At 63.7% G+C, this 21,621-nt stretch carries 28 protein-coding genes and 1 pseudogene; 18 read left to right on the forward strand and 11 right to left on the reverse strand.

Annotated features, from left to right (window positions below):
• Positions 1 to 61: 61 nt before the first annotated feature.
• Positions 62 to 781: a sigma-70 family RNA polymerase sigma factor gene (locus J7E80_RS10370; protein ID WP_251036723.1), complete on the reverse strand. Its 720-nt coding sequence runs from the start codon at positions 779 to 781 to the stop codon at positions 62 to 64.
• A 397-nt stretch (positions 782 to 1,178) separates the two neighbouring features.
• Between J7E80_RS10370 and J7E80_RS10375 the strand changes: the two genes are divergently transcribed.
• The 7 genes from J7E80_RS10375 to J7E80_RS10405 all read left to right on the forward strand — a co-directional run bounded on the left by J7E80_RS10375 (position 1,179) and on the right by J7E80_RS10405 (position 5,263).
• On the forward strand, positions 1,179 to 2,099 hold the full coding sequence (locus tag J7E80_RS10375; RefSeq protein WP_215051366.1) for a ferritin-like domain-containing protein: 921 nt from the start codon (positions 1,179 to 1,181) through the stop codon (positions 2,097 to 2,099).
• Positions 2,100 to 2,212: 113 nt separating this feature from the next.
• Entirely contained in the window at positions 2,213 to 2,566 is a 354-nt protein-coding gene (locus tag J7E80_RS10380; protein WP_215051367.1) for a hypothetical protein, read from the forward strand.
• A gap of 88 nt (positions 2,567 to 2,654) precedes the next feature.
• Positions 2,655 to 3,116, forward strand: a complete 462-nt coding sequence (gene msrB, locus J7E80_RS10385; RefSeq protein ID WP_215051368.1) for a peptide-methionine (R)-S-oxide reductase MsrB — start codon at positions 2,655 to 2,657, stop codon at positions 3,114 to 3,116.
• Positions 3,113 to 3,625 (forward strand): peptide-methionine (S)-S-oxide reductase MsrA, encoded by a 513-nt coding sequence (gene msrA, locus J7E80_RS10390; RefSeq protein WP_215051369.1) that lies wholly within the window; start codon positions 3,113 to 3,115, stop codon positions 3,623 to 3,625. Before msrB ends, msrA begins: the two co-directional genes overlap by 4 nt.
• 56 nt (positions 3,626 to 3,681) lie before the next feature.
• On the forward strand, positions 3,682 to 4,266 hold the full coding sequence (locus J7E80_RS10395; protein WP_215051370.1) for a molybdopterin-dependent oxidoreductase: 585 nt from the start codon (positions 3,682 to 3,684) through the stop codon (positions 4,264 to 4,266).
• Positions 4,263 to 4,988 (forward strand): FAD-binding oxidoreductase, encoded by a 726-nt coding sequence (locus J7E80_RS10400; protein ID WP_311380799.1) that lies wholly within the window; start codon positions 4,263 to 4,265, stop codon positions 4,986 to 4,988. The genes J7E80_RS10395 and J7E80_RS10400 overlap by 4 nt, the downstream gene beginning before the upstream one ends.
• On the forward strand, positions 4,988 to 5,263 hold the full coding sequence (locus J7E80_RS10405; protein ID WP_215051372.1) for a DUF6510 family protein: 276 nt from the start codon (positions 4,988 to 4,990) through the stop codon (positions 5,261 to 5,263). The genes J7E80_RS10400 and J7E80_RS10405 overlap by 1 nt, the downstream gene beginning before the upstream one ends.
• 138 nt (positions 5,264 to 5,401) lie before the next feature.
• Here J7E80_RS10405 and J7E80_RS10410 read toward each other — a convergent pair whose 3' ends face one another.
• From J7E80_RS10410 to J7E80_RS10420, 5 genes are all read right to left on the reverse strand, one after another.
• Complete coding sequence (locus J7E80_RS10410; protein WP_215051373.1) at positions 5,402 to 5,560, reverse strand: hypothetical protein; 159 nt, start codon at positions 5,558 to 5,560, stop codon at positions 5,402 to 5,404.
• A 303-nt stretch (positions 5,561 to 5,863) separates the two neighbouring features.
• Positions 5,864 to 6,037, reverse strand: coding sequence for a hypothetical protein (locus J7E80_RS10415; RefSeq protein ID WP_215051374.1), 174 nt, complete (start codon positions 6,035 to 6,037; stop codon positions 5,864 to 5,866).
• Positions 6,034 to 6,162 (reverse strand): hypothetical protein, encoded by a 129-nt coding sequence (locus tag J7E80_RS24270; protein WP_285291839.1) that lies wholly within the window; start codon positions 6,160 to 6,162, stop codon positions 6,034 to 6,036. The genes J7E80_RS10415 and J7E80_RS24270 overlap by 4 nt, the downstream gene beginning before the upstream one ends.
• Entirely contained in the window at positions 6,159 to 6,290 is a 132-nt protein-coding gene (locus J7E80_RS24275; protein WP_285291840.1) for a hypothetical protein, read from the reverse strand. The genes J7E80_RS24270 and J7E80_RS24275 overlap by 4 nt, the downstream gene beginning before the upstream one ends.
• Positions 6,291 to 6,454: 164 nt before the next feature.
• The gene (locus J7E80_RS10420; protein ID WP_215051375.1) at positions 6,455 to 6,628 is read right to left on the reverse strand and encodes an SDR family NAD(P)-dependent oxidoreductase; all 174 of its coding nucleotides are present in this window, start codon (positions 6,626 to 6,628) and stop codon (positions 6,455 to 6,457) included.
• A 255-nt stretch (positions 6,629 to 6,883) separates the two neighbouring features.
• Here J7E80_RS10420 and J7E80_RS10425 point away from each other — a divergent pair, with 255 nt between their 5' ends.
• The 5 genes and pseudogenes from J7E80_RS10425 to J7E80_RS10445 all read left to right on the forward strand — a co-directional run bounded on the left by J7E80_RS10425 (position 6,884) and on the right by J7E80_RS10445 (position 10,572).
• Positions 6,884 to 7,339, forward strand: a complete 456-nt coding sequence (locus tag J7E80_RS10425; protein WP_215051376.1) for a DUF5709 domain-containing protein — start codon at positions 6,884 to 6,886, stop codon at positions 7,337 to 7,339.
• 114 nt (positions 7,340 to 7,453) lie between these two features.
• Positions 7,454 to 7,861 (forward strand): annotated as a pseudogene (locus J7E80_RS24605) (cbb3-type cytochrome c oxidase subunit I); the annotation flags it as partial.
• Between the two features lie 292 nt (positions 7,862 to 8,153).
• Positions 8,154 to 8,453 (forward strand): DUF3040 domain-containing protein, encoded by a 300-nt coding sequence (locus J7E80_RS10435; RefSeq protein WP_215051377.1) that lies wholly within the window; start codon positions 8,154 to 8,156, stop codon positions 8,451 to 8,453.
• Between the two features lie 322 nt (positions 8,454 to 8,775).
• Positions 8,776 to 9,801 carry an ATP-dependent 6-phosphofructokinase gene (locus J7E80_RS10440; protein ID WP_215051378.1) on the forward strand — a complete coding sequence of 342 codons (1,026 nt, stop codon included), beginning with the start codon at positions 8,776 to 8,778 and terminating at the stop codon, positions 9,799 to 9,801.
• A gap of 54 nt (positions 9,802 to 9,855) precedes the next feature.
• Positions 9,856 to 10,572, forward strand: a complete 717-nt coding sequence (locus J7E80_RS10445) for a GNAT family N-acetyltransferase (RefSeq protein ID WP_215051379.1) — start codon at positions 9,856 to 9,858, stop codon at positions 10,570 to 10,572.
• A 61-nt stretch (positions 10,573 to 10,633) separates the two neighbouring features.
• On the opposite strand, the gene J7E80_RS10450 is transcribed toward J7E80_RS10445, so the two are convergent.
• The 5 genes from J7E80_RS10450 to J7E80_RS10470 form a co-directional block, all read right to left on the reverse strand.
• Positions 10,634 to 11,065: an ankyrin repeat domain-containing protein gene (locus J7E80_RS10450; RefSeq protein ID WP_215051380.1), complete on the reverse strand. Its 432-nt coding sequence runs from the start codon at positions 11,063 to 11,065 to the stop codon at positions 10,634 to 10,636.
• Complete coding sequence (locus J7E80_RS10455; RefSeq protein ID WP_215051381.1) at positions 11,062 to 12,147, reverse strand: folate-binding protein YgfZ; 1,086 nt, start codon at positions 12,145 to 12,147, stop codon at positions 11,062 to 11,064. The genes J7E80_RS10450 and J7E80_RS10455 overlap by 4 nt, the downstream gene beginning before the upstream one ends.
• Positions 12,148 to 12,238: 91 nt before the next feature.
• Positions 12,239 to 12,961 carry a flavodoxin family protein gene (locus J7E80_RS10460; RefSeq protein ID WP_215051382.1) on the reverse strand — a complete coding sequence of 241 codons (723 nt, stop codon included), beginning with the start codon at positions 12,959 to 12,961 and terminating at the stop codon, positions 12,239 to 12,241.
• A 30-nt stretch (positions 12,962 to 12,991) separates the two neighbouring features.
• Entirely contained in the window at positions 12,992 to 13,621 is a 630-nt protein-coding gene (locus J7E80_RS10465) for an FABP family protein (RefSeq protein ID WP_215051383.1), read from the reverse strand.
• Positions 13,622 to 13,789: 168 nt separating this feature from the next.
• Positions 13,790 to 14,524: a permease gene (locus J7E80_RS10470; RefSeq protein WP_215051443.1), complete on the reverse strand. Its 735-nt coding sequence runs from the start codon at positions 14,522 to 14,524 to the stop codon at positions 13,790 to 13,792.
• A gap of 395 nt (positions 14,525 to 14,919) precedes the next feature.
• Here J7E80_RS10470 and J7E80_RS10475 point away from each other — a divergent pair, with 395 nt between their 5' ends.
• The 6 genes from J7E80_RS10475 (at position 14,920) to J7E80_RS10500 (ending at position 21,620) form a co-directional block, all read left to right on the forward strand.
• Positions 14,920 to 15,618 (forward strand): response regulator transcription factor, encoded by a 699-nt coding sequence (locus J7E80_RS10475; RefSeq protein ID WP_215051384.1) that lies wholly within the window; start codon positions 14,920 to 14,922, stop codon positions 15,616 to 15,618.
• A 241-nt stretch (positions 15,619 to 15,859) separates the two neighbouring features.
• A complete protein-coding gene (mshD, locus tag J7E80_RS10480; protein WP_215051385.1) occupies positions 15,860 to 16,831 on the forward strand; it encodes a mycothiol synthase in 972 nt (323 codons plus the stop codon).
• A gap of 105 nt (positions 16,832 to 16,936) precedes the next feature.
• The gene (locus tag J7E80_RS10485; protein ID WP_215051386.1) at positions 16,937 to 19,186 is read left to right on the forward strand and encodes an RNA degradosome polyphosphate kinase; all 2,250 of its coding nucleotides are present in this window, start codon (positions 16,937 to 16,939) and stop codon (positions 19,184 to 19,186) included.
• A gap of 35 nt (positions 19,187 to 19,221) precedes the next feature.
• On the forward strand, positions 19,222 to 20,190 hold the full coding sequence (locus tag J7E80_RS10490; RefSeq protein WP_215051387.1) for an NUDIX hydrolase: 969 nt from the start codon (positions 19,222 to 19,224) through the stop codon (positions 20,188 to 20,190).
• Between the two features lie 45 nt (positions 20,191 to 20,235).
• Positions 20,236 to 21,039 carry a thymidylate synthase gene (locus tag J7E80_RS10495; protein ID WP_215051388.1) on the forward strand — a complete coding sequence of 268 codons (804 nt, stop codon included), beginning with the start codon at positions 20,236 to 20,238 and terminating at the stop codon, positions 21,037 to 21,039.
• The gene (locus J7E80_RS10500; protein WP_215051389.1) at positions 21,036 to 21,620 is read left to right on the forward strand and encodes a dihydrofolate reductase; all 585 of its coding nucleotides are present in this window, start codon (positions 21,036 to 21,038) and stop codon (positions 21,618 to 21,620) included. Before J7E80_RS10495 ends, J7E80_RS10500 begins: the two co-directional genes overlap by 4 nt.
• Position 21,621 lies beyond the last annotated feature (1 nt).

Raw genomic sequence — 21,621 nt, forward strand, 5'->3', positions numbered from 1 at the left:
CATCGCCTCATCACACCCACCCGACGTCATGCGGGTAAGTGTCCGCGAACTGCTCGAGCACTCACGCCACCTGGACATGAGCTTCCACCTTTGCCTGTTCAATAGGTTGGGCAGTCGTCGGCTCCCCTTCCAGGTATCCGTTAACGATCAGGTAGGCACGGATTTTTCGTCGTGCATCGAAAACGGTCTTGTAGATCGCGCCCCGATTCGATCCAGACCGAGACACCATGGCGTCCATCGGTACACCGTCGATCACGATCGCGACGAAGAAGTGGCGCTGGTGATCGGTCAATGTCTCGTTCATTGCCCGCTGCACGGCCGTGATCAATTCCCGCTGCTGTGTCTGCGCGAGCGGGTCGGCAGCGAACATCTCAGGGAGTTGCTCCCAGTCTTCGGCATCTAGGGACACGGATGGCCTGCGCCATAAGTGGCGGCCGAGTTTGTTGGAGACCTCCAGCGAGACAAAGCGGTACGCCCAGGTCGTGAATCGACTCTCCCCGCGGAAGGTGTTGAGTTTTTCCAGTAGGGAAACCATCGCATCATTGGCGGCCTGATGTGCAAGGTCGTCGAGCTCCGGTCCGCCAATGCGGAAGCCGGGTCCACGCCGATACGTCTCATGGAAGGCGACCCTCAGCAACATCTTGTGCAGGCGGGCCAACGCCGCGTCCCGTTTGGTTCCTGCATCGCCGAGTGCGGTCAGCCACGAGGAGGAGTCTATGTCCATGTCGATAAGTCCAAATTCGGTGAGTGCGCCGTGCGTCTGTCGTCGGTGGTTCAGCATCGACACAGTCGGCTCTGCAGCTGACGGCTCCTGCGAACTCGTCGTCGAGTTGCGGCGTGCGGTTGAGGCTCGGTCGATCTGTCGACCACGATAAAAAGAACTATTTAGTCCAGAATAGATCATCGGCGCACCGTTCGGCAAGCCCGCATTCCCCTTGCTGGCCCGACTCCACCACCTCCTTTGATGGCGGAATTTGGGGCCACAAGTGGATCTAGGTGCCCGGTATCTGAACATTCCCGATTCGTCCGCCGTCCTTCAGCGAAGACTTTCGCACATCTAGTTCTGGACTATAAGGTCCTGTTAGGGGTACAACTGTAAGAGTGTTTCGACAGCCGATTCGAGCACAAAGGGCTCTGCCTCCGGCGCGCCGGAGGCAGCGAACAGTAAGGGAGTCAGGATGTCTGAGAACCGCTTCATCAGCGATGCCATCACCGCCAGCGCGGAGACCGCAGAGGACCGTGTCAAGCTGGCCGGCATGGTCGCAGAAGCTGCAACCGCCGCGCCGGCGGCTACGACGGCCACGGACGGGCCCAGCGATGCCTCGATCCTGAACTTCGCGCTCAACCTTGAGTACCTTGAAGCCGAGTTCTACCTTCGTGGCGCAACGGGGCAGGGACTTCCCGGGGACATGGTGGGAGGGGTCGGGACGCCCGGCCAGGTGTACGGTGGCCGGCAGGTCGATTTCCGCAGTCCGTTGATCAAGAACATCGCCCGGGAAATCGCCATGGACGAGCGGGCCCACGTCGCGTTCCTCCGCGGCGCACTCGGAGACGCGGCCGTTGCACGCCCACGCATCTCCCTCGATCACAGTTTCACTGCCGCAGCCACCGCTGCCGGGTTGATCAAGCCCGGAGAGACCTTCGACGCCTACGCCAACGACCGCAACTTCCTCTTCGCCGCCTTCCTCTTCGAAGACGTGGGAGTCACCGCTTTCAAGGGCGCGGCGCCGTTGATCTCCAACAAGACCTACCTGGACGCGGCCGCTGGCCTGCTCGCCACAGAGGCCTACCACGCCGGGATCGTACGGGCCACGCTCTTCAGCGAAGGACTCGCGGACGAGTCCGTGTTCGACGTCGTGCACAAGATCTCCGCGGTCCGCAACGCCGTCAGCGGCCCCGCAGACGATGATCAGGGCATCGGCACCAAGGACGTGGCCAACCTCGTTCCTACCGACGAATACGGCCGGACCTTCGGCCGGAGCGCCGCGCAGATCCTCAACATCGTCTACCTTGACTCCCAATCGGGCACCTCCGGCGGCTTCTACCCGCATGGGCTCAACGGGGACATCGTTCACGGCACCGGGCCGATCGCGGACTAAATGCGTGCCCTCGCCAATCAGCGGTGCCTACGAGATGGCTCATCGAGCGACCGGGAAGCTGCCAAGCCCGCCTGGATGCTCAGGAGCGCCACCCCATTCGAAGGGAGCATGACATGCCAAAAGCTGCGAGACCTGCTGTCAAAAACGGAGACCGCATTGACGCAGGCGACATAGCGGAAGCGCTGACGAGAGCACCATTCACCTACACCGACGGGGCAACCCAAGTGTTTGCTCGCGACGGCCGCACCATCTACACCGAGAATGGGCACCCAACGTCCGGAACGTGGGGAGTAGACGATCAGGGGCAGTTCTGGTCTTTCTGGCCACCGGCCTATCGCGCCACCTACGACGTCTTCTGGATTACAGATGCAGATGGCGATCCCGTCGGCATCCGGTTCAACGAACTCAGTCGTGGAGCGACCTCTGCAGGGCGATACATCTCCAAGCCCACGTCATCTCCGGATTGATTGCCCCCAACACGCCGCTCTGATCGATCATGCCCACTTGGGCTTTAGTCCACGATTGGAAACCACTCCCAGAGAAAAGAAGGATCCAATGTCCACCCCCGATTACTGCAAAGATCCCGACAAAGTCGCGAAACTCACCCCCGCGCAGTACGACGTCACCCAGAAAGCGGGGACCGAGCCGGCCTTCCGGAATGAGTACTGGGACAACCACAACGCCGGCCTGTATGTCGACATCGTCTCCGGTGAGCCGCTGTTCACGTCCATCCACAAGTTCGACAGCCGCACCGGTTGGCCCAGCTTCACGGCGCCTATCGACCGCAGCAATATTGTCCTCAACGAGGACCGCAGCTACGGCATAGTCCGAACCGAGGTGCGCTCCAAGCATGGTGACAGCCACCTCGGCCACCTGTTCAATGACGGCCCAGCCGCCGATGGTGGCCGGCGTTACTGCATCAACTCCGCCGCCTTGCGCTTCGTGCCTCTGGACCAGCTCGAGACTGCCGGATACGGGCAGTTCCGCATACTCTTCACCACGGAGGCAGAATCATGAGCCGCGACCACGCCATACTGGCCAGCGGCTGCTTCTGGGGCGCCCAGGAGCTGCTCCGAAAGAAGCCGGGCGTGATCTCCACCCGCGCCGGATACTCCGGCGGCAACACACCAAACGCCACCTACCGTAACCACGGTGACCACGCCGAAAGCGTCGAGATCGTCTTCGATCCCGACGTCATCTCCTTCCGGGACCTGCTCGAGTTCTTCTTCCAGATCCACGACCCTTCGACCCGGGACCGGCAGGGCAACGACATCGGCCGCAGCTACCGGTCCGCAATCTTCTACACCAGTGACGACCAGAGGCAGGTCGCGCTGGACACAATCACAGATGTCGACGCGTCCGGACGTTGGCCCGGAAAGGTCGTCACCGAGGTCGAACCGGCGGGAGATTTCTGGGAAGCCGAGGAAGTACACCAGGACTACCTCCAGAAGTACCCCGACGGCTACACCTGCCACTACGCCCGCCCAGGATGGAAGCTCCCGCAGCGTGAGAGCCAGACCGCGTAAACCCGGTCCCGGGCCAGAGGGCCGTGGGATCTACATGCCGATCGGTTGAAGGAGAAATGATGGCAGTTTTCGGAGGTCACCGCCGTGACGACAACCCAGCGCTACCGCCCGGGCAGTACCTGACGGAGTCTTTCCCTGTGCTGTCGTCAGGTCCGACCCCGTCGATCGATATGGAGGACTGGGAGTTCTTCATCCACACCGAAGCTGGGCAGACCCACCGTTGGACCTGGGATCAGTTCATCGCCCTCCCGTCCCAGGACATCAGCGTCGATATCCATTGCGTGACCAGCTGGTCCAAGTTGGGCACGGGCTGGAGAGGCGTGTCACTGGACACCCTGTTCGCTGAAGTCGAGACGGGTTTCGATTTCGTGATGGCCCACTCCTACGGCGGTTACACCACAAACCTTCCGCTTGGGGAGCTCCTCAACGGTCGGGCCTGGATCGCCTATGAGTACGACGGCGACGAACTCGACGCCGAACACGGCGGCCCGGCACGCCTCCTGGTGCCTCATCTCTATTTCTGGAAGAGCGCCAAATGGGTGCGGGGACTTGTTATGCAAAGCGAGGACAACCCCGGCTTCTGGGAAGAGAACGGCTACAACCTGCACGGCGATCCTTGGCGGGAAGAGCGCTACGCGTGACCAGCCGAGCCATCGGCTGGCGCACCGGCAGCCTCGAGCGTGCACACCCGCTGACCGCCTCCGCGCGGAGCATCACCTTCACCGTGTCTAGCTGGCCAGGTAATGATGCGGGGCAGCACGTCGATGTCCGGCTCACCGCGCCGGACGGGTATCAGGCCGTCCGTTCGTACTCCATCGCCAGCACTGGCGCGGGTGAGGAGATCGAATTGGCCATCGACCGGCTGCCGGACGGTGAAGTCTCCCCCTTCCTCGTCGACGACCTCGAACTCGGTGACACCGTCGAGCTCCGCGGTCCACTCGGCGGATGGTTTGTGTGGCGCCCGGAACAGACCCAACCGGTCCAACTGATCGCCGGCGGCTCCGGTGTCGTCCCATTAATCGCGATGACCCGTGCTCACGCCAGCGCCGGCAGCTCCGTGCCTATGCAGCTGCTCTATTCGCTCCGCACACCCGATGATGCGTTTTTCCGTGACGAACTGTCCCAGCCCTCAGCGACCGCTCGGACAACCTGGCACTACACCCGCGCTGTACCGTCGGGATGGTCTCGCTCTGCTGGCCGGCTTACCGCTGAAGACCTGAAGCGCGAGACGCTGCCACCGGAACACGTGCCGCTCACCTACATTTGCGGCCGCACCGGATTTGTCGAAACAGTCTCCCGTGCCCTCATTAGCCTCGGGCACGTGCCCGACAATATCCGCACCGAACGATTCGGAGGAACCTGATGGATCACCTCGACGGCAACGTTCTCGCGGGCCCGAGCACCGATCTTTTCGCTTTCGAGGCGACGACGACACAGTGTCAATGTCAGTCCTGTGCCGATATTGCAATGCTGGGCCAAGCGATGGTGTATGGCCAGCCAATGGGTTTCGTCGCCCGCTGCCGCAACTGCGACAACGTCCTCATTGTCATCGTCGAACGCGCCGGACAGAAATCTCTAAACATGCGAGGGCTCCGCTGGCTACGGGTCGCTGACCAAGCAACAAACGACCGTATCTAGGCCCAAGACGAAGAGGAGGTCCAGGTGACCATTATCATCGGCTCCGGTCCTGCCTTATATGCGGCCGGGATCTACGCTGGCCGTGCCAACCTCAATCCGTTACTCATCGCAAGCTCAGTAGAAGCTGGAGCGAGCTGGTCAAGACCACCAGAGCTTAAGAACTTTCCCGGGTTCCCAGGCGGAATCCTTGGCCTCGACCTCATGGTCAAGGCGGAGCGTCGTTGCAGACGGATTCACGTCAGCGCCGTATTGTTCGATGCCGGTCAATGTGACCATGCCCTCGGCCTTTCCTGCCATGCTGCCTCCTAATCATTCGTCCCATCGGCCGTCGGGAGCGCCCAGACGGCCGGATGAAGCGTTTCTTCTCCTCCTCGGCGAAGGTCTCATCGAGGTCCCAGATGGCCCCGGTCCGAGTGCCGTCCGCGCCGAGGAGATGGCCGAGCAGAGCATTGGCGGGACTCCTGCGGGGTGATCAGGCCACCAGAGTCGTACGTGCGGACGAAGCCGTCGCGCAGGCCAGCACCGATGCTTTGCGGGTCCTCACTACGAATCCACTCCTGCATGGCGATATCGACACCCCTGGCCCGCAGATATTGACCGTCACATCCGTGCCGTCGAGTTCGGCGGCGAGATTGCGACTATGGACTTCGAGAGCAGCCTTCGTGCGGCCGGTGCGGCGGGAGCAATCACGTCGATCTCGAATACCTGCCGTAGCTGTTTAGGGCTGATCGTGCCGCTGGCGCCGGCGAATTCGACAGTGGCCGCCTTGCTCACAGCCCGCGTTCGTTCCGTGAGATCGTCTCGGTGCCGTTGCCCTGCTGCCAGGCGGTAAAGTCGGCCAGCGACATAAAGCAGTAGTAGTCGCAGTACCGGGCCTGCTGCCGCTCCTCGCGGGTCATTCCGTCACGCCCAGCTGCTCGCAGAGCAGGCGGGAGAGGTTCTCCACGCAGGCGCCAATGATGGCCGTGGCGTGGTGCAGAATGTGGTCCCGGTTGGTGATGGTGTTGGGGACGTCGCACCAGTACATGAGGTCACAGTCTTCGAGGTTGTGAGCAGTCTTGAAGGCCTCCTCCAGATGGTTCCAGGCACGGGCGGAACGTTATTGATCAGAACATTGATCGGGCCGCCGGACAGCATGTCGGCGATGGCGTGTTGTGTCTCATCGGTCAGATCGGCAGTCACGTGCGAACCTCAACACGCGACGCACTCGCCCAGATGGCGTTGGCGGTCTCGTTGAGCTGGTCGGCAGTAGGCGAGAAGAATCACATTAGCTCCGGCCTCGGCAAACCCGGTCGCGATTGCTGCGCCGATGCCCCGGCCAGCGCCGGTGACCAGTGCAGTCCTGCTAACAAGTCCAGCTGTCATGCTTGACGGTTCCTTTCACGCGATGTGTGGCACACCCTCACTAGCGCACCACGCGTTCCGATGAGTGAGAAGGCACAAACAGATGCAACCTGCACCTACATCATGAGTGTCGATCTTTCGCCCCGTCTTACCAGCAACCTCTATCGCGTTCGTCCTCTCCGAACAGGTGTGCCACAACGTTGTCCGACCAGCGTTGTAAGACGCCGCGGTTTGGCGCCGCTAACTCTTCAAGAACTTGATGAGAGGCGAGCGAATATGACCAACACCGATGATGGCAACGGCTTCGAGAATCCGGCCGAGAACTTCGGCTTGCTTCCGCCCGACGAGAGCCTCGACACCGATGAACTCGGCGACGATATAGACGAAACCGGGTACTCCCCGTTGGATTGGCGGCCGGCCGATCTCTCCTGGGGTTTCACACCGCGCGAAGCGCGGTCCCGGGAGCCTCTATCCGCCCGGCTTGCCCGAGAGATCCCCGACGAGACAGAAGAAGTTCTCGGAGACGGTATCGGAGACACCACTGACACAGACGGCGAGGTTATTGACGATCAGGTCGGTTCAGTCCGAGCTGGCCGACTGAACTGGGTCTCCCCAGAGAGCTTCGACCCGGCGACGGATTACTGGGCGAACGACAACGGCATTGACGGTGCCGGTGCATCAGCGGAGGAAGCAGCAGTCCACATCGTCCTAGATCTAGACGATCTGTACTGACCGTGAACAACGTCACCGAATAGGAGAAGAAACGCTTCATCCGGCTGTCTGGGCCCGCCCGACGGCCGATGGGAAGAATGATTAGGAGGCAGCATGGCAGGAAAGGCTGAGGGCATGGTCACATTGACCGGCATCGAACAATACGGCGCAGAAGGAGCTGTTGGCCAGCCGCAGGTGGTGCCGCGCTCCAAGGGACGGGTGGTCGTTAACTGGATTACATCCACTGACCACAAGACCATCGGTTACCTGTATCTGATCACTTCGTTTACCTTTTTTTGCCTGGGCGGCGTGATGGCTCTGCTGATCCGCGCGGAGCTGTTCGAACCCGGCATGCAGATCCTGCAGACGAAGGAACAGTACAACCAGCTCTTCTCCATGCACGGCACGCTGATGCTACTCCTGTTCGCAACCCCCCTTTTCGCCGGTTTCGCCAACGTGATCGTGCCGCTGCAGATCGGCGCACCGGATGTAGCATTCCCCAGGCTGAATGCCCTGGCGTACTGGTTTTATCTTTTCGGCTCGCAAAGGTCATGGTTGATGATCCACGGGGCTTCGGCGCCTCCCTTGAATGGGCAACATCCTGCCCGCCGCCGCGCCACAACTTCGCCTCCCTGCCCCAGATCCGCTCCGAACGCCCCGCACTGGACCTCCATCACCCCGAACTTTCACACCACCTGCATGACACCACCCACAGCAATGCCGCGGCGGCGCTTGCGGCCGGTGACATCGGTGATGCAGGCACCCGGTCCGCCCCGCCGCCCGGGATGCCCGCCTATGAACGGGACCCAGATCCGCGCCAAGCCGGGAGGCCATAATGGCGCTGTCTGAACACGAGAAGGTTGTACTCGAGCAGCTCGAACAGCAGTTCAGAATGGAAGACCCGAAGCTCGCTGAGGCCATGGAACCGGCCCGTACCAGGGTTCCCGGCCACATCGTTATCGCTGTGGCGGGTATAGTGGCCGGCTTGCTACTTGTGGTCCTGGGTGCAGTACTCCAAGGCCTCGTTCCGTACATCCTTGTCGGGGTCCTCGGCTTTGCCGTAATGATCACCGGAGGGCATTTCGCCGTGCAGCAGACCTCGGTGAGTTCTCAAGGACTCTTGGCCCCGGTGTGACGGTCATACTCGGCCCCTCATAGGGCTGCCGCCAAAACCCTGCAGAGTACGGTAAGGTCAAGCCTCGGTGCCGTCCCGTTAGCCCGTCCTCCAACGCAACGCCATACGGCCACTCCCCTGTCGCCGGGCCGAATTCGCGGGGATGGAAAGACGACCATGCTCTTCAACTATCTCCAGGTTGAGGTCCTCGAGCCCGCAGGCTGCCAAGGCAGGAATTCTTGTAATCGTTTGTGTCCTTCCCCACACTGGCCACTAGACTTCTTGTGAGCTCAGCGTGGCGCTCTGCCTGTATACCCTTCGAACCAGGATTTGAGCCTAGATAATGAAAATTGGAATCCTCACCAGCGGCGGAGACTGCCCCGGACTGAATGCCGTGATCCGCGGCGCGGTCCTTAAAGGCATCGCCATCCACGGCCACGAATTCGTGGGGTTCCTCGACGGATGGCGCGGAGTGGTTGAGGGAGACATCATTCCCATTCCCCGTACGCTTGTCCGAGGCATTGCCAAGCAGGGCGGCACCATCCTGGGCACGTCCCGCACCAACCCGTTTGAAAATGGCGGCGGACCGGACGTCATCAAGGCCCATATGGACCGGCTCGGCATTGACGCCATCATCGCGATCGGCGGTGAAGGCACCCTCGCCGCAGCAAAGCGGCTCACCGACGCCGGACTGAAAATCGTCGGTGTCCCCAAGACCGTGGACAACGACCTCGACGCCACGGACTACACCTTCGGCTTTGACACTGCCGTCCAGATCGCCACCGAAGCCATCGACCGCCTGCGGACCACCGGCGAGTCGCACCACCGCTGCATGATTGCCGAAGTCATGGGCCGCCACGTTGGCTGGATCGCCCTGCACGCGGGCATGGCCGCGGGCGCCCACGCCATCCTCATTCCGGAACAGAAGATCAGCATCGAGCAGATCACCAAGTGGGTGACCGAGGCCCATGACCGTGGCCGTGCGCCGCTGGTAGTGGTTGCCGAGGGCTTCGTGCCGGAACACATGGAGTCCCCGCACTCCGAGCGCGGGTTGGATACCTTTGGCAGGCCCCGCCTGGGCGGCATCGCCGACCAGCTGGCCCCGGAAATCGAAGCGCGCACCGGCATCGAGACCCGGGCCACCATCCTTGGCCACATCCAGCGCGGCGGCGTTCCGTCCGCCTTCGACCGCGTGCTGGCCACCCGATTGGGCATGGCCGCCGTCGACTCCGTGGTCGAGGGCCGCTGGGGCACCATGGTCTCGCTGAACGGCACGGACATCGACCACGTGGGCTTCGAAGCAGCCCTGGGCAAGCTCAAGACCGTCCCGCAGCACCGGTACGACGAAGCCGCGGTCCTCTTCGGCTAAACCGTACCTGCCCGCGCCGGGTTTGGGAGCGGCCGGGGTCGGTAGGCTAAAGGTATGAGCCTTGAGCCCCATTCCGCCGCCATCATCCAGCTGGCCTGGGCGCGCCGTTTGGGTCTCGACGACGGCGCTTTCGCCACCGCCCTCGATACCGGGGAACGCATCACCAGGGTTGACGAGGCCGCCCGCTCCGTCGAATTTGTCCGCCTGTTCGGCAGTTCGGTACTGGTCGGGCCGCAATGGGCGCTGGATGCCGCCGTCGGAATTTCCGATGAGGAAATGGCGCAGCACGTGACCCTGTTGACCATCTCGCGGAAGCACGGCGGGCACGGCCAGGGCTCGGCGGCATTGTTCTTCGCCGATGACCTGCCGCTGCTGCAGCTTCCCCGGGAACTGACCGTCTCACACGGACATCCGGAGGCCATCGAACTGGAGAGCCTCTGCCCGCCCGACGACGTCAACGAGGTCGGGCTCTCGGACCTTGAGAACCGCTTTACGATCATGTACGACGAGGACGGCCGAAGGGTGCCGGTAGCCTGCGGCGCCTACACCGAGTGGGAGGGGATTCTGGCGCACATGGGCGTCCTCGTGGCGCCCGAGTGGCGTCGCCGCGGTGTGGGCTCGCTGGCCGCATCGATCGCCGCGCACGAGGCCCTCGCTTCCGGGCTAACGCTGCAGTGGCGCACCGACGTCAGCAACAAGGGATCGCTCGCCACGGCGCGCAGCCTTGGCTTCTCCACCGGCGGCATCCAGACAAGTGTGCTGCTGGGCTAAATCCGCCTCGTCCCTGGGCGCACGGCACTGACCGCCCGACCCTGACCGCCCGGCGGGGCGCCTATGCCAGCAGGTCCTGGATGTCCTTTCGGGCGAACATCTCCGCGGCGGCGCGCGCCGAGGGGGTTCCGGCGTCGGGGTCGGCACCGGCGTCGAGCAGCACCCGGGCCACATCCGTGTAGCCCTTGAAGGCCGCACCGGCCAGGGGCGTCTGCCTGCGGTCGTTGGCCTGGTTCGCGTCCCCGCCATGATGCAGGATCAGCTGAACAGTCTCCGCATGGCCGTGGTATGCCGCGAGCATGAGCAGCGAGTCGCCGGCAGAGTTCGTCAGCGTCGCCGGGGCGCCGGCGTTGAGGTAGCTGCGGAGCACTTCCGTTTCCCCGTTGCGTGCAGCATCGAAGAGCGCGTGCGCCAGGGCGATGGTCTCTTCGTCAAGCTCCTCGGAGGAGCGGGGCGCGACTTCCGGGTCGGTCGGGTCGGTCGGGTCTGTCATTTGTGGGTCCCCCTCAGGAATCCGGTCTGCCGGCCAATGACCTGCCCGGCGTCGGGAGCCACGATCACTTCCTGCGCGGCTGTGTACGGCTCTTCACCGTCCATGACAGTCAGTATTTCATCCGGGGCGACTGAACGCTTGATCACCGCCAGCGCAATGGGTCCCATCTCGTAGTGCTGGGCCACGGACGTGACGGTGCCCACTTTGCGCTCGCCGAGCAGCACGGGGCTTCCGGCCACCGGCATGGTGTGCTGCGAACCGTCCAGCTGGAGGAACACGAGCCGCCGCGGCGGGTGGCCGAGGTTGTGCACCCGGGCGATTGTCTCCTGCCCCTTGTAGCAGCCCTTGGACAGGTGGACGGCGGTCCGGAGCAGATCCAGCTCGTGCGGAATGGTCTTGTCGTCAGTTTCGGCTCCGAGGCGCGGACGCCAGGCTGCAACGCGCAGGGCCTCCGCCGCCGAGACTCCCGCCAACGGCCGGTCGCCAACCGTCGCTTCGAGCTCCGAAGCCGGCACCAGATATTCGAACCACGGACGCTCGGCGCCGGGATGGGCGTCCTCGCCCACCACGGAATAGGCGTAGCCGCCGGTACCGACGTGCGGCCAAGGGTCCTGCCAGACCTTCAGGGCAGACCACTCCGGCACGGCCCTGGTGGATCCCAGCACTGCCCACTCGTCTGAGACATCGGCGATTTCGACGCGCAACATGAACTTCATCCGGTTCAGCCACTCGGTCAGCGGGGCAGCTTCGGCGGCCTCCACGATCAGCCAGGTGGTCCCGCCGTCGTCCACTACCCGGGCATCGAATTCGATGCGGCCCTGCACACTCAGGAGCAGCAGCTCACTGGATTCGCCGGGCTGGAGATTGGTGACCTGCTGCGAGGACAGCGTATTGAGCCAGCTCAGGCGGTCGGGTCCGGCGACAGTGACCACGCCCCGGTAGGAAAGGTCGACGACGGCGGTCCCGGACGCGAGGGCGCGCTGCTCGCGCAGCGGCTCGCCGTAGTGGGATGCGACGCCGGAATCGGCACCGCCCGCTTCGACGGCTCCAGGGCGCGACAACAGAGGGCTCTTGATAGTCATATGAAGGGAACGTCCTTGGCTTGGCGGAAATTCCGGTCGGGGAGGACCGGGGTGGAAGCGGCGTTCGTGTCCGCTGTTCAGGGGTCCGCTGTCAGCGGTATTCCGGATTCTCGAAACCGAACGTCGATCCGGCTTTCCATTCTTCCGGAAGGTTGCCATAGGCGGGAATCCCGCCGGAATCCTTGAGCATCCGGGCGAGATGAAGGAGGTTCCACGTCATAAATGTGGTGTTCCTGTTCGTGAAGTCACTCTCCGGGCCTCCGGACCCCTCGTCCAAGTAGCTGGGTCCGGGGCCTACCGGGCCGATCCATCCGGCGTCGGCCTGCGGAGGAATGGTGAACCCGATGTGCTGGAGGCTGTAGAGGACGTTCATGGAGCAGTGCTTGATGCCGTCTTCGTTGCCGGTGATCAGGCAGCCGCCCACCTTGGGATAGAAGGCCCACTGGCCCTTGTCGTTGAGCTCACCGGAATGCGCGTAGAGGCGCTCGATGAGTTTCTTCGTCTGGGAGGAGTTATCGCCCAGCCAGATGGGGCCGGCCACCACCACGATGTCCGCTTCCTGCACTGCCGGATACAGCCGGGGCCACTCGTCGGTCTCCCAGCCGTACTCCCGCATGTCCGGGTACACGCCGCTGGCGATGTCATGGTCCACTGTCCGGATGACTCGGGTGGTGACGCCCTGCTTTTCCATGATCAGACGGCTGAGCCGAATCAGCCCCTCGGTGTTGCTCCTTTGGGGTGAGCGTTTGAGGGTGCCGTTGAAGAACACCGCCTTGAGATCGCTGTAGTCCGCCGGGATTCGAGCGTCATCCATGTGGTGCTCCCTAGGTAGCCGCGGGCAGAGTCAGGAGACCCTTTTAAGGAAAGCAGAAGCGTGGGCTTCCAGGCCGTCACGCGGTTCCGAAGATCCTGCCGACGAGGCACCGCCGGTGGCAACATCCCAGCGCCACAGGAGGTTTCCGTCCACCAGGCCGAAGATCCGGGTTGCTGCGCTGTAGTCCTTGGAGTGGCTGCCGCGCATCACCATGTCGGTGCTCAGCTGAATCTGGGGGCCCTTGATCTGGCCGTAGTACAGCTCGGAAATCCCGCCGGGATGGGCAATGGACACGGAGATGTCGAATCCCCCGTCTTTGTTCCGGAGCGCCTCCACCTCGTCGGCGCTCTTCAGCGCGGGCACGATGTCTGCGGGAACCAGACCAGGACCGCCGTCGGCGTCCAGCTGTTTGCGTTCCAGTGCCCAAAATCCGGTCTCGACCGTGAGCGGCCGGAGTTTGGTGCCGTCTTCGTCCGTCAACCAGCTCTCCGCACGGTACTGCAGGTACGGCAAGCCGTTGTGGGTGAACGAAACGTGCTGCAGGAAGTGCTCAGAGCCTTCATCGCCGGAACCGAGCCGTCCTCGGCCCTCCCACTCACCAATGAGCCAGGACAGCGGGACCAGTTCGGGAGTCAGGTCTGTGGGAATCTCAATGGGCACGGCTGTTACCTCTGGAAGGTGCTAACAGGAACGCGGTCTACTTCTGCCCCTTGAAGAGGCGGTAGACCACAAGGCCGGCAAACCAGGCCATGGAGAGGCTGGCGACACCGAGCAGGACGAGGAAGAAGATTTCATATGCAAGTACGGACATGGTGCCATCCTAACGCTTTAGTAGGTGAGTAGTTTGTCTATGAAGTAAGCAAGTGATCCGACCGCCGAGACAGGCGCCAGGCCCATCCCCAGGGCGGCCGGGAAGTCCAGCGGGGTCCCCCGCAAAGTGACAAGCCGGCGGAAGCTGACCAGCACGGCCCCCACCACCACTCCGAACACGGCGGCGGGCAGGACGGCAATGTCGGAGAACACGAGTCCGGCCAGCGGCCCGGCGAGGCCGGCCAGAACGATTCCCAGCGGTGCGATGATCCTGTCAGACCAGCGGATAAGGCCGGCAAGGAGTGGGACGGCGGCGCTGATGCCGGCGATGAGGACCATTTCCTTGACTCCGTTGAACCGTGCCCCGGCAATCCACCCGGCACCGAGGCACGAGAGAAGGACGCCGACGCAGCAGCCAAGCGTCGACTCGAGCCGTTGCGCCTGGCCTGTCCCGCGGAGCAGCTGGACCAGGAACACGGCAGTGACGCCCAGAGCGATGAAGCCCGGCGTCCAGTCGAGGTAGCCGGGGGCAGGGACGGTGGCCGCGGCCACGGCCGAGCCGGCCCCTGATAGGCCGATCACCGCGGCGAGGGTTTTCTTCGCCGGTATCCCCAGGTAATGCGGCCAGCCCAGGCCGATGGCCAGGGCGATGAGCACCGCGACGGCGAGGAGAACGTCCGGCGTCCGGTAGACGCTGGCGACAATGGTGGACAGACCGGCCAGGCCAATGACTCCGATGCTCCACGATTTCACGGTGGTGCCCGAGGGCGCCGCAGCGCTCACCTCAGGCGGGGCCATGGCGTACTCATCTGTGACTGTGCACTCAACTTCGCTGCGTCCTCATCTGCCTTTGCCTTGACCGGCTATGCCCTTGACGGGCTGTGCCGTTGACGGGCAGGGCTGGCGCCCTGACGGTTCAATCCTGCCCTATGTGACTGCCATATGTCGCAAATGAGGCGCACCGCGGGCCCGAACCAGTGTCCGTGAAGGTGCCGTTAGGTATACTCAAAGCTCAGCTACGCTTCCAGCGCGGGAACGGAGGCCCTGGTCCGCCAGAGCATCCGCCCCTGTTGCAGGCAGCACAGTACCGGCCGGTGAAAGCCCGGTTCAGTCGCCCAATGATGCGCGGACGGCCCCTTGGAGGAACAATGTCGCACATCCTGTTACTGACCAACAGCACCGGATCATCGGTGGACATTCTGCCTGCCTTGGAGCTCTTGAACCACCGAGTGCACATCCTGCCCGCCGAACCCACAGCGCTTCTTGAAACGGATCCGTGCGACATCGTGCTGCTTGATGCCCGCAAGGACCTCGTCGGGGCGCGCTCCCTCACCCAGCTCCTGAAGGCAACAGGCCTCAGTGCACCCCTGGTGCTGATCCTCACCGAAGGCGGCATGGCCGCCGTGTCCTCCGCCTGGGCGGTCGACGACATTGTGCTCGATTCCGCAGGCCCGGCCGAGGTGGAGGCCAGGATCCGCCTCTCCGTGGCGCGTGCTGTACCCGAGCAGGAGGACACCCCCTCCGAGATCCGGGCCGCCGGCGTCGTCATTGATGAGGCGAGCTACACGGCCCGCGTCAACGGTGCGGCACTGAACCTGACATTCAAGGAGTTCGAACTACTGAAGTACCTCGCGCAGCACCCGGGGCGGGTTTTCACGCGCCAACAGCTGCTCACCGAAGTGTGGGGCTACGACTACTACGGCGGCACCCGCACCGTGGACGTTCACGTCCGGCGGCTGCGTGCCAAGCTCGGCGCAGACCACGAGAACCTGATCAGCACCGTCCGCAACGTGGGCTACCGCCTGACCCTGGTGCGCCAGCAGGAGGACGAACTCACCGAGGCCTGACGGGCTTCTTCGGCGTCAAGTACGAAGGCACGACTACGCAAAACGGCCCGGGCTCTTTCGAGACCGGGCCGTTGCTTTCGCTTCAGTGGAGGACATACGGGTCGAACGTATCGAGGCCACCCCAGTGGTGGATCCCCCTCGCGTCCTGCTTCAGGAAACCGGACGAGATAACGAATATACCGGCCCAATGCGGCGGCCACAAATCGGCCACCACGGAGCCCTGTGCATATAGCCTTGCAGCATGAGCCTTGCGCATCCGGAGAACTGGCCCGTCACCGTCATCAAGGACGGTGCTGACGACGAACTGCTGCGGGACATCAAGACCCTGCTGTCCGCCGCCGAGGAATCGGACGGCAACCCCTCCATCTCGGAGCAGACCCTGGTGACGCTGCGCGCCGCGGACACCGGGCCCCACTCCGTGCTGACCCTGGCCCTCTATGCCCCCGATGAGGATTCCGATCCCGCCACCGCTCAGGACCTGGCAGGCTTCGCGGTCGTGGTCGAGGAATCGGACGGCACCGGGATCCTGGAGATCGCCGTGCACCCCAGCTACCGGAACCAGGGTGTGGCCGACAGGCTGATCCGCACTCTTCAGTCCTCACGCGGCCTGGACGGGCTCAAGGCCTGGTCCCACGGCAACCACGAGGCCGCCGCGGCCCTGGCGGCCCGCTATGGTTACGGTCCCGTCCGGGAGCTGTGGAAGATGCGGCTCATGACCGCCGCGGCGGAACTGCCCGACGCCGGCCTTCCGGACGGCGTGAAGCTCCGCGCCTTTGTGCCGGGCAAGGATGAGGACGCCTGGCTCGCGGCAAACCGCGAGGCGTTTGCCTACCACCCGGAGCAGGGGTCCATGACGAGGGCGGACCTTGACGCCCGGATGGCGGAGCCGTGGTTCGACCCGGCCGGCTTCCTCCTGGCCGAAGACACGGACGGGCGGCTGCTCGGCTTCCACTGGACCAAGGTGCATCCCCGGCACGGCGATCATCCTGCCATCGGAGAGGTGTACGTCGTGGGTGTAACGCCGGCCGCGCAGGGCATGGGCCTCGGCAAGGCGCTGACGGTTGCAGGCATCAGGCACCTCCAGCGGCAGGGCCTTCACGCGGTCATGCTGTACGTGGATGCGGACAACACCGCGGCCGTCTCGCTGTACCGCCGGCTGGGCTTCACGCGGTGGGACGCTGATGTCATGTACGGGCCGTTGGACGGACGATAATCCACCTATTTGGCGCAGTGCCCGCCCGCGCTGAAATCTGAGGGTCCCGCAGCGGCGAATGCTTGTAAGGTTGAAGCTAAATTCAGCCAGCACCAAGGAGAGAGCATGCAACCGGAATCCGCCGGAACAGCCACGACCGAAATCAAGGCGGCCCCCCTGCGTGCCCGTTTCGGTTCCTCCGAAGTGCCCGCCTCCCGCGCCACCCAGGACCGCATCGACATTCCAGAATTCGCCGCCATCCTGGAGCCGGAAGGCGACATCAGCCGGGACCGGTTCCTGGACCGTGAGCTGAGCTGGCTCGCCTTTAACGCCCGCGTCCTTGAGCTGGCCGAAGACCCCAACCTCTACCTCCTCGAGCGCGTCAGCTTCCTCTCGATCTTCGCGTCCAACCTCGATGAATTCTTCATGGTCCGCGTGGCCGGCCTGAAGCGCCGGATCGCCACCGGCCTGGCGGTCCCCTCGCCCGCGGGGCTGAGCCCGGTGCAGGTCCTCGAGCAGATCGGCGAGGCGGCCCACAAGCTCCAGCAGCGCCACGCCCAGGTCTATGCCGAACAGATCCGCCCTGCCCTGGCGTATGAGCACATCCACCTCATGCACTGGGACGAACTCGACGACGAAGCCAAGCGCCGCCTCAGCGTCATGTTCGCGGAAAAGGTCTTCCCCATCCTCACCCCGCTGGCCGTGGATCCCGCCCACCCCTTCCCCTACATTTCCGGCCTCTCGCTGAACCTGGCTGTGGTGGTCCGGAACCCAGTCAGCGACAAGGAGCTCTTCGCACGTGTGAAGGTGCCGGACCAGCTTCCGCGCCTCATCTCCATCGACGGTCCGCGCGCCGGGTCCGTGCCGGGGCGCGTTGCCCGGTTCATCGCCCTTGAGGAAGTCATTGCCGTCCACCTGGACCAGCTCTTCGCGGGCATGGAGGTCCTGGAACACCACACCTTCCGCGTTACCCGCAATGAGGACGTCGAGGTGGAGGAAGACGACGCCGAGAACCTCCTGCAGGCCCTTGAGAAGGAACTCCTGCGCCGCCGGTTCGGTCCTCCCGTCCGTCTGGAAGTCACCAACGACATCAACCCCAACATCCGTGCGCTGCTGATCCGTGAGCTGGGCGTGGAGGAGTCCGAGGTCTATTCGGTTCCTGCTCCGCTTGACCTCCGAGGGCTCTCGGTCATTGCCGGAATTGACCGCGCCGACCTGCACTACCCGAAGCACGTGCCCCACACGTCGCGGTATCTGAACGAATCCGAAACGTCCAAGGCTGCCAACGTCTTTGCCGCGATGCGCCGACGGGACATCCTGCTGCACCACCCGTACGACTCGTTCTCCACGTCTGTGCAGGCCTTCCTCGAACAGGCGGCCGCCGACCCGAAGGTCCAGGCCATCAAGCAGACCCTGTACCGCACCTCGGGCGATTCCCCCATCGTCGATGCCCTCATCGACGCTGCGGAGGCCGGCAAGCAGGTACTGGCCCTCGTGGAGATCAAGGCCCGCTTTGATGAACAGGCCAATATCTCCTGGGCCCGCAAGCTCGAACAGGCCGGCGTCCATGTGGTGTACGGCATTGTGGGCCTGAAGACGCACTGCAAGCTGTCGCTCGTGGTTCGTCAGGAAGTCGACGGACTGCGCCGCTACTGCCACATCGGAACCGGCAACTACCACCCCCGCACGGCCCGCTACTACGAGGACCTGGGGCTCCTGACCGCCAACGAGCAGGTGGGTGAGGACCTGTCCAAGCTCTTCAACCAGCTCTCCGGCTACGCCCCCAAATCGACCTTCAAGCGGCTCCTGGTTGCGCCGCGCTCGGTCCGCTCCGGGCTGATTGACCGGATCGAGACCGAGATCCGCAACGCCCGCGCCGGAATCCCGGCGCACGTGCAGATCAAGGTGAACTCGATGGTGGACGAAGCCATCATCGATTCCCTCTACCGGGCGTCGCAGGCCGGCGTGAAGGTCGACGTGATTGTCCGCGGCATCTGCTCTTTGCGTCCCGGCATCCCCGGCCTGAGCGAGAACATCACGGTGCGATCCGTGCTGGGCCGCTTCCTGGAGCATTCACGGGTCTTCGCCTTCGGCAACGCCGGTGATCCCGTGGTCTATATCGGATCGGCTGACATGATGCATCGCAACCTGGACCGCAGGGTCGAGGCGCTGGTCCAACTGTCCGGCGGTGAGGACACCCTGTATGTGCTGGACATGCTCCGCCGGTACATGGACCCCGAGACCTCCAGTTGGCACCTTGACAACCAGGGGATCTGGACCCGCCATCACTTGGACGAGGACGGCAGGGAACTTGACGATGTCCAGTCCTGGCTCCTCGCCTCCCGTTCGCGCCAGCGCGCGTCTGCCCGACGATAGGACCGGGTTTGAAGAGCCTTTCACAGGTATCCGATTTGAAGAGCGATTCACCGGTAGCCGACCAGACTGACCATCCGGGCGAGCCCGTTGCCGTCACTGCGGCCGGCGCCCTGCCTTGGCGGGTCAAGAAGGACCAGCTGGAAGTCCTCCTGATCCACCGGCCCAAGTATGACGACTGGTCCTGGCCGAAGGGAAAGCTCGACGTCGGGGAGACAGTACCTGAGTGCGCTGTCCGTGAGGTGCAGGAGGAGATCGGGCTGCAGGCTCCGCTGGGCATCCCGCTACCACCCATCCACTACCACGTCTCCGCGGGGCTGAAGGTCGTCCATTACTGGGCTGTGGAGGTCAACGACAGTCCGCTGCGCCCCGACGGCAACGAAGTGGACAGCGTCATGTGGTGCAGCCCGGAGCGTGCCGCTGCCCTGCTGTCCAATCCCTCCGATGTGCGACCCCTTGAGTATCTGGTGGCCGCGCATGCCCGGAAGGAACTGCACACCTGGCCGCTGGTCATTGTGCGCCATGCAAAAGCGAAGCCACGGTCGTCCTGGACCAAGGCCGAAGGCGAACGGCCGCTCGCTGCCACAGGCATCCGCCAGGCGCAGGCTGTGTGCCGGCTGCTGCGGGCATGGAAACCGCAGCGCGTGGTGACCAGCCCGTGGCGGCGCTGCGTCGCCACTATCGCTCCGTATGCCAAGGCCTCGGATGCCAAGGTCAAGCTGGTGGATGCGCTGACAGAACACCGGCATGCGCGGAATCCAAAGAAGACGGCCGCCGCGGTCGAGGCATTGTTCGACAAGCAAAAGGGCGTCGTGCTGTGCACGCACAGGCCCGCGCTGCCCACCGTCCTGAACCAGCTGGGCGTCTTCATGAGCTCACGATTGAAGGGCGTGCTTCCGGTCGCCGACCCCTACCTGGCGCCGGGAGAGATGATCATTTGCCACGTGGCGCACGCAAGCAAGAGCAAGATTGTGGCCGTGGAGCAGTTCAAGCCCTTCGACGACTGAGCGCGGTGACCCGTTTCGCGAGCCGGCTCCTACTAGACTGGACGCGTGAACATCCCAACGCCCTATGAAGACCTCTTGCGCGACGTCATGGCCAACGGCACGCACAAGTCCGACCGCACCGGTACCGGAACCAGCAGTGTTTTCGGCCGGCAAATGCGCTTTGACCTGAGCAAGGGCTTCCCGCTCATCACCACCAAGCGGGTGCATTTCAAGTCGGTCGCGGTCGAGCTGCTGTGGTTCCTGCGCGGCGACACCAACGTGAAGTGGATGCAGGACCAGGGCGTCACCATCTGGAATGAATGGGCTGACGCGGACGGCGAACTCGGCCCGGTTTACGGTGTCCAGTGGCGCAGTTGGCCTACTCCTGACGGCGGGCACATTGACCAGATCGCTGAGCTTGTCGAAAACCTGAAGGCCAACCCGGATTCCCGCCGGCACATCGTGTCGGCCTGGAACGTGGCTGAGCTCAAGGACATGGCGCTCCCGCCCTGCCACGCGTTCTTCCAGTTCTACGTGGCCAACGGCAAGCTATCATGCCAGCTGTACCAGCGCTCCGCGGACATGTTCCTGGGCGTGCCGTTCAACATCGCCTCCTACGCGCTGCTGACCTGCATGCTGGCCCAGCAGACCGGTCTGGAGCCGGGCGAATTTGTCTGGACCGGCGGCGATGTCCACATCTACGACAACCACATGGACCAGGTGCTCAAGCAGCTGGACCGGGAGCCCTACGAGTATCCCCAGCTGAAAATCACCCGCAAACCGGCCTCAATTTTCGACTACACGCTCGATGACTTTGAAGTGGTGGGTTACCGCCACCACCCCACGATCAAGGCGCCGATCGCTGTATGAGTACCGAAGAGACCATGGATCCCCAGACCTTCAGCGAAGAGATCGCCGCGAACGCAACCGGCATCGGTCTGGTCTGGGCACAAACCACTTCCGGTGTCATCGGCCAAGCCGGCGACATGCCCTGGCACCTGCCGGAGGACCTGAGGCACTTCAACAAGGTGACGAGCGGGCATCCGGTCATCATGGGCCGCAAGACCTGGATGTCCTTCCCGGAGAAGTACCGCCCCCTGCCCAACCGGACCAATATCGTCATTACCCGGCAGGAAAGCTGGGGCGGCACGCCCGAGGCGGAGGGCGCCGTCGTCGTTAAGTCCCTTGACGATGCCCTGCTGGAATCGCAGTTCGCACCCGGCCGCGAGACAGTCTGGATTCTGGGCGGCGGCGAGATCTTCCAGCAGTCCACCGAACTCGCCAATATTGCAGTCGTCACCACGATCGATATAGAGGCCGACGGCGATACGCACGCACCCGAGCTTGACGCGGCGTGGGTGCCGGAAGACTCTGTACCAGGCGAAGGCTGGCTGACCGCCGCCAACGGCATGCGCTACCGGTTCACCAAGTGGAACCGTACGGAAGGTTAGG

Source organism: Arthrobacter sp. ISL-28, assembly GCF_018613875.1.
In the GTDB taxonomy this organism is placed as follows: domain Bacteria; phylum Actinomycetota; class Actinomycetes; order Actinomycetales; family Micrococcaceae; genus Arthrobacter.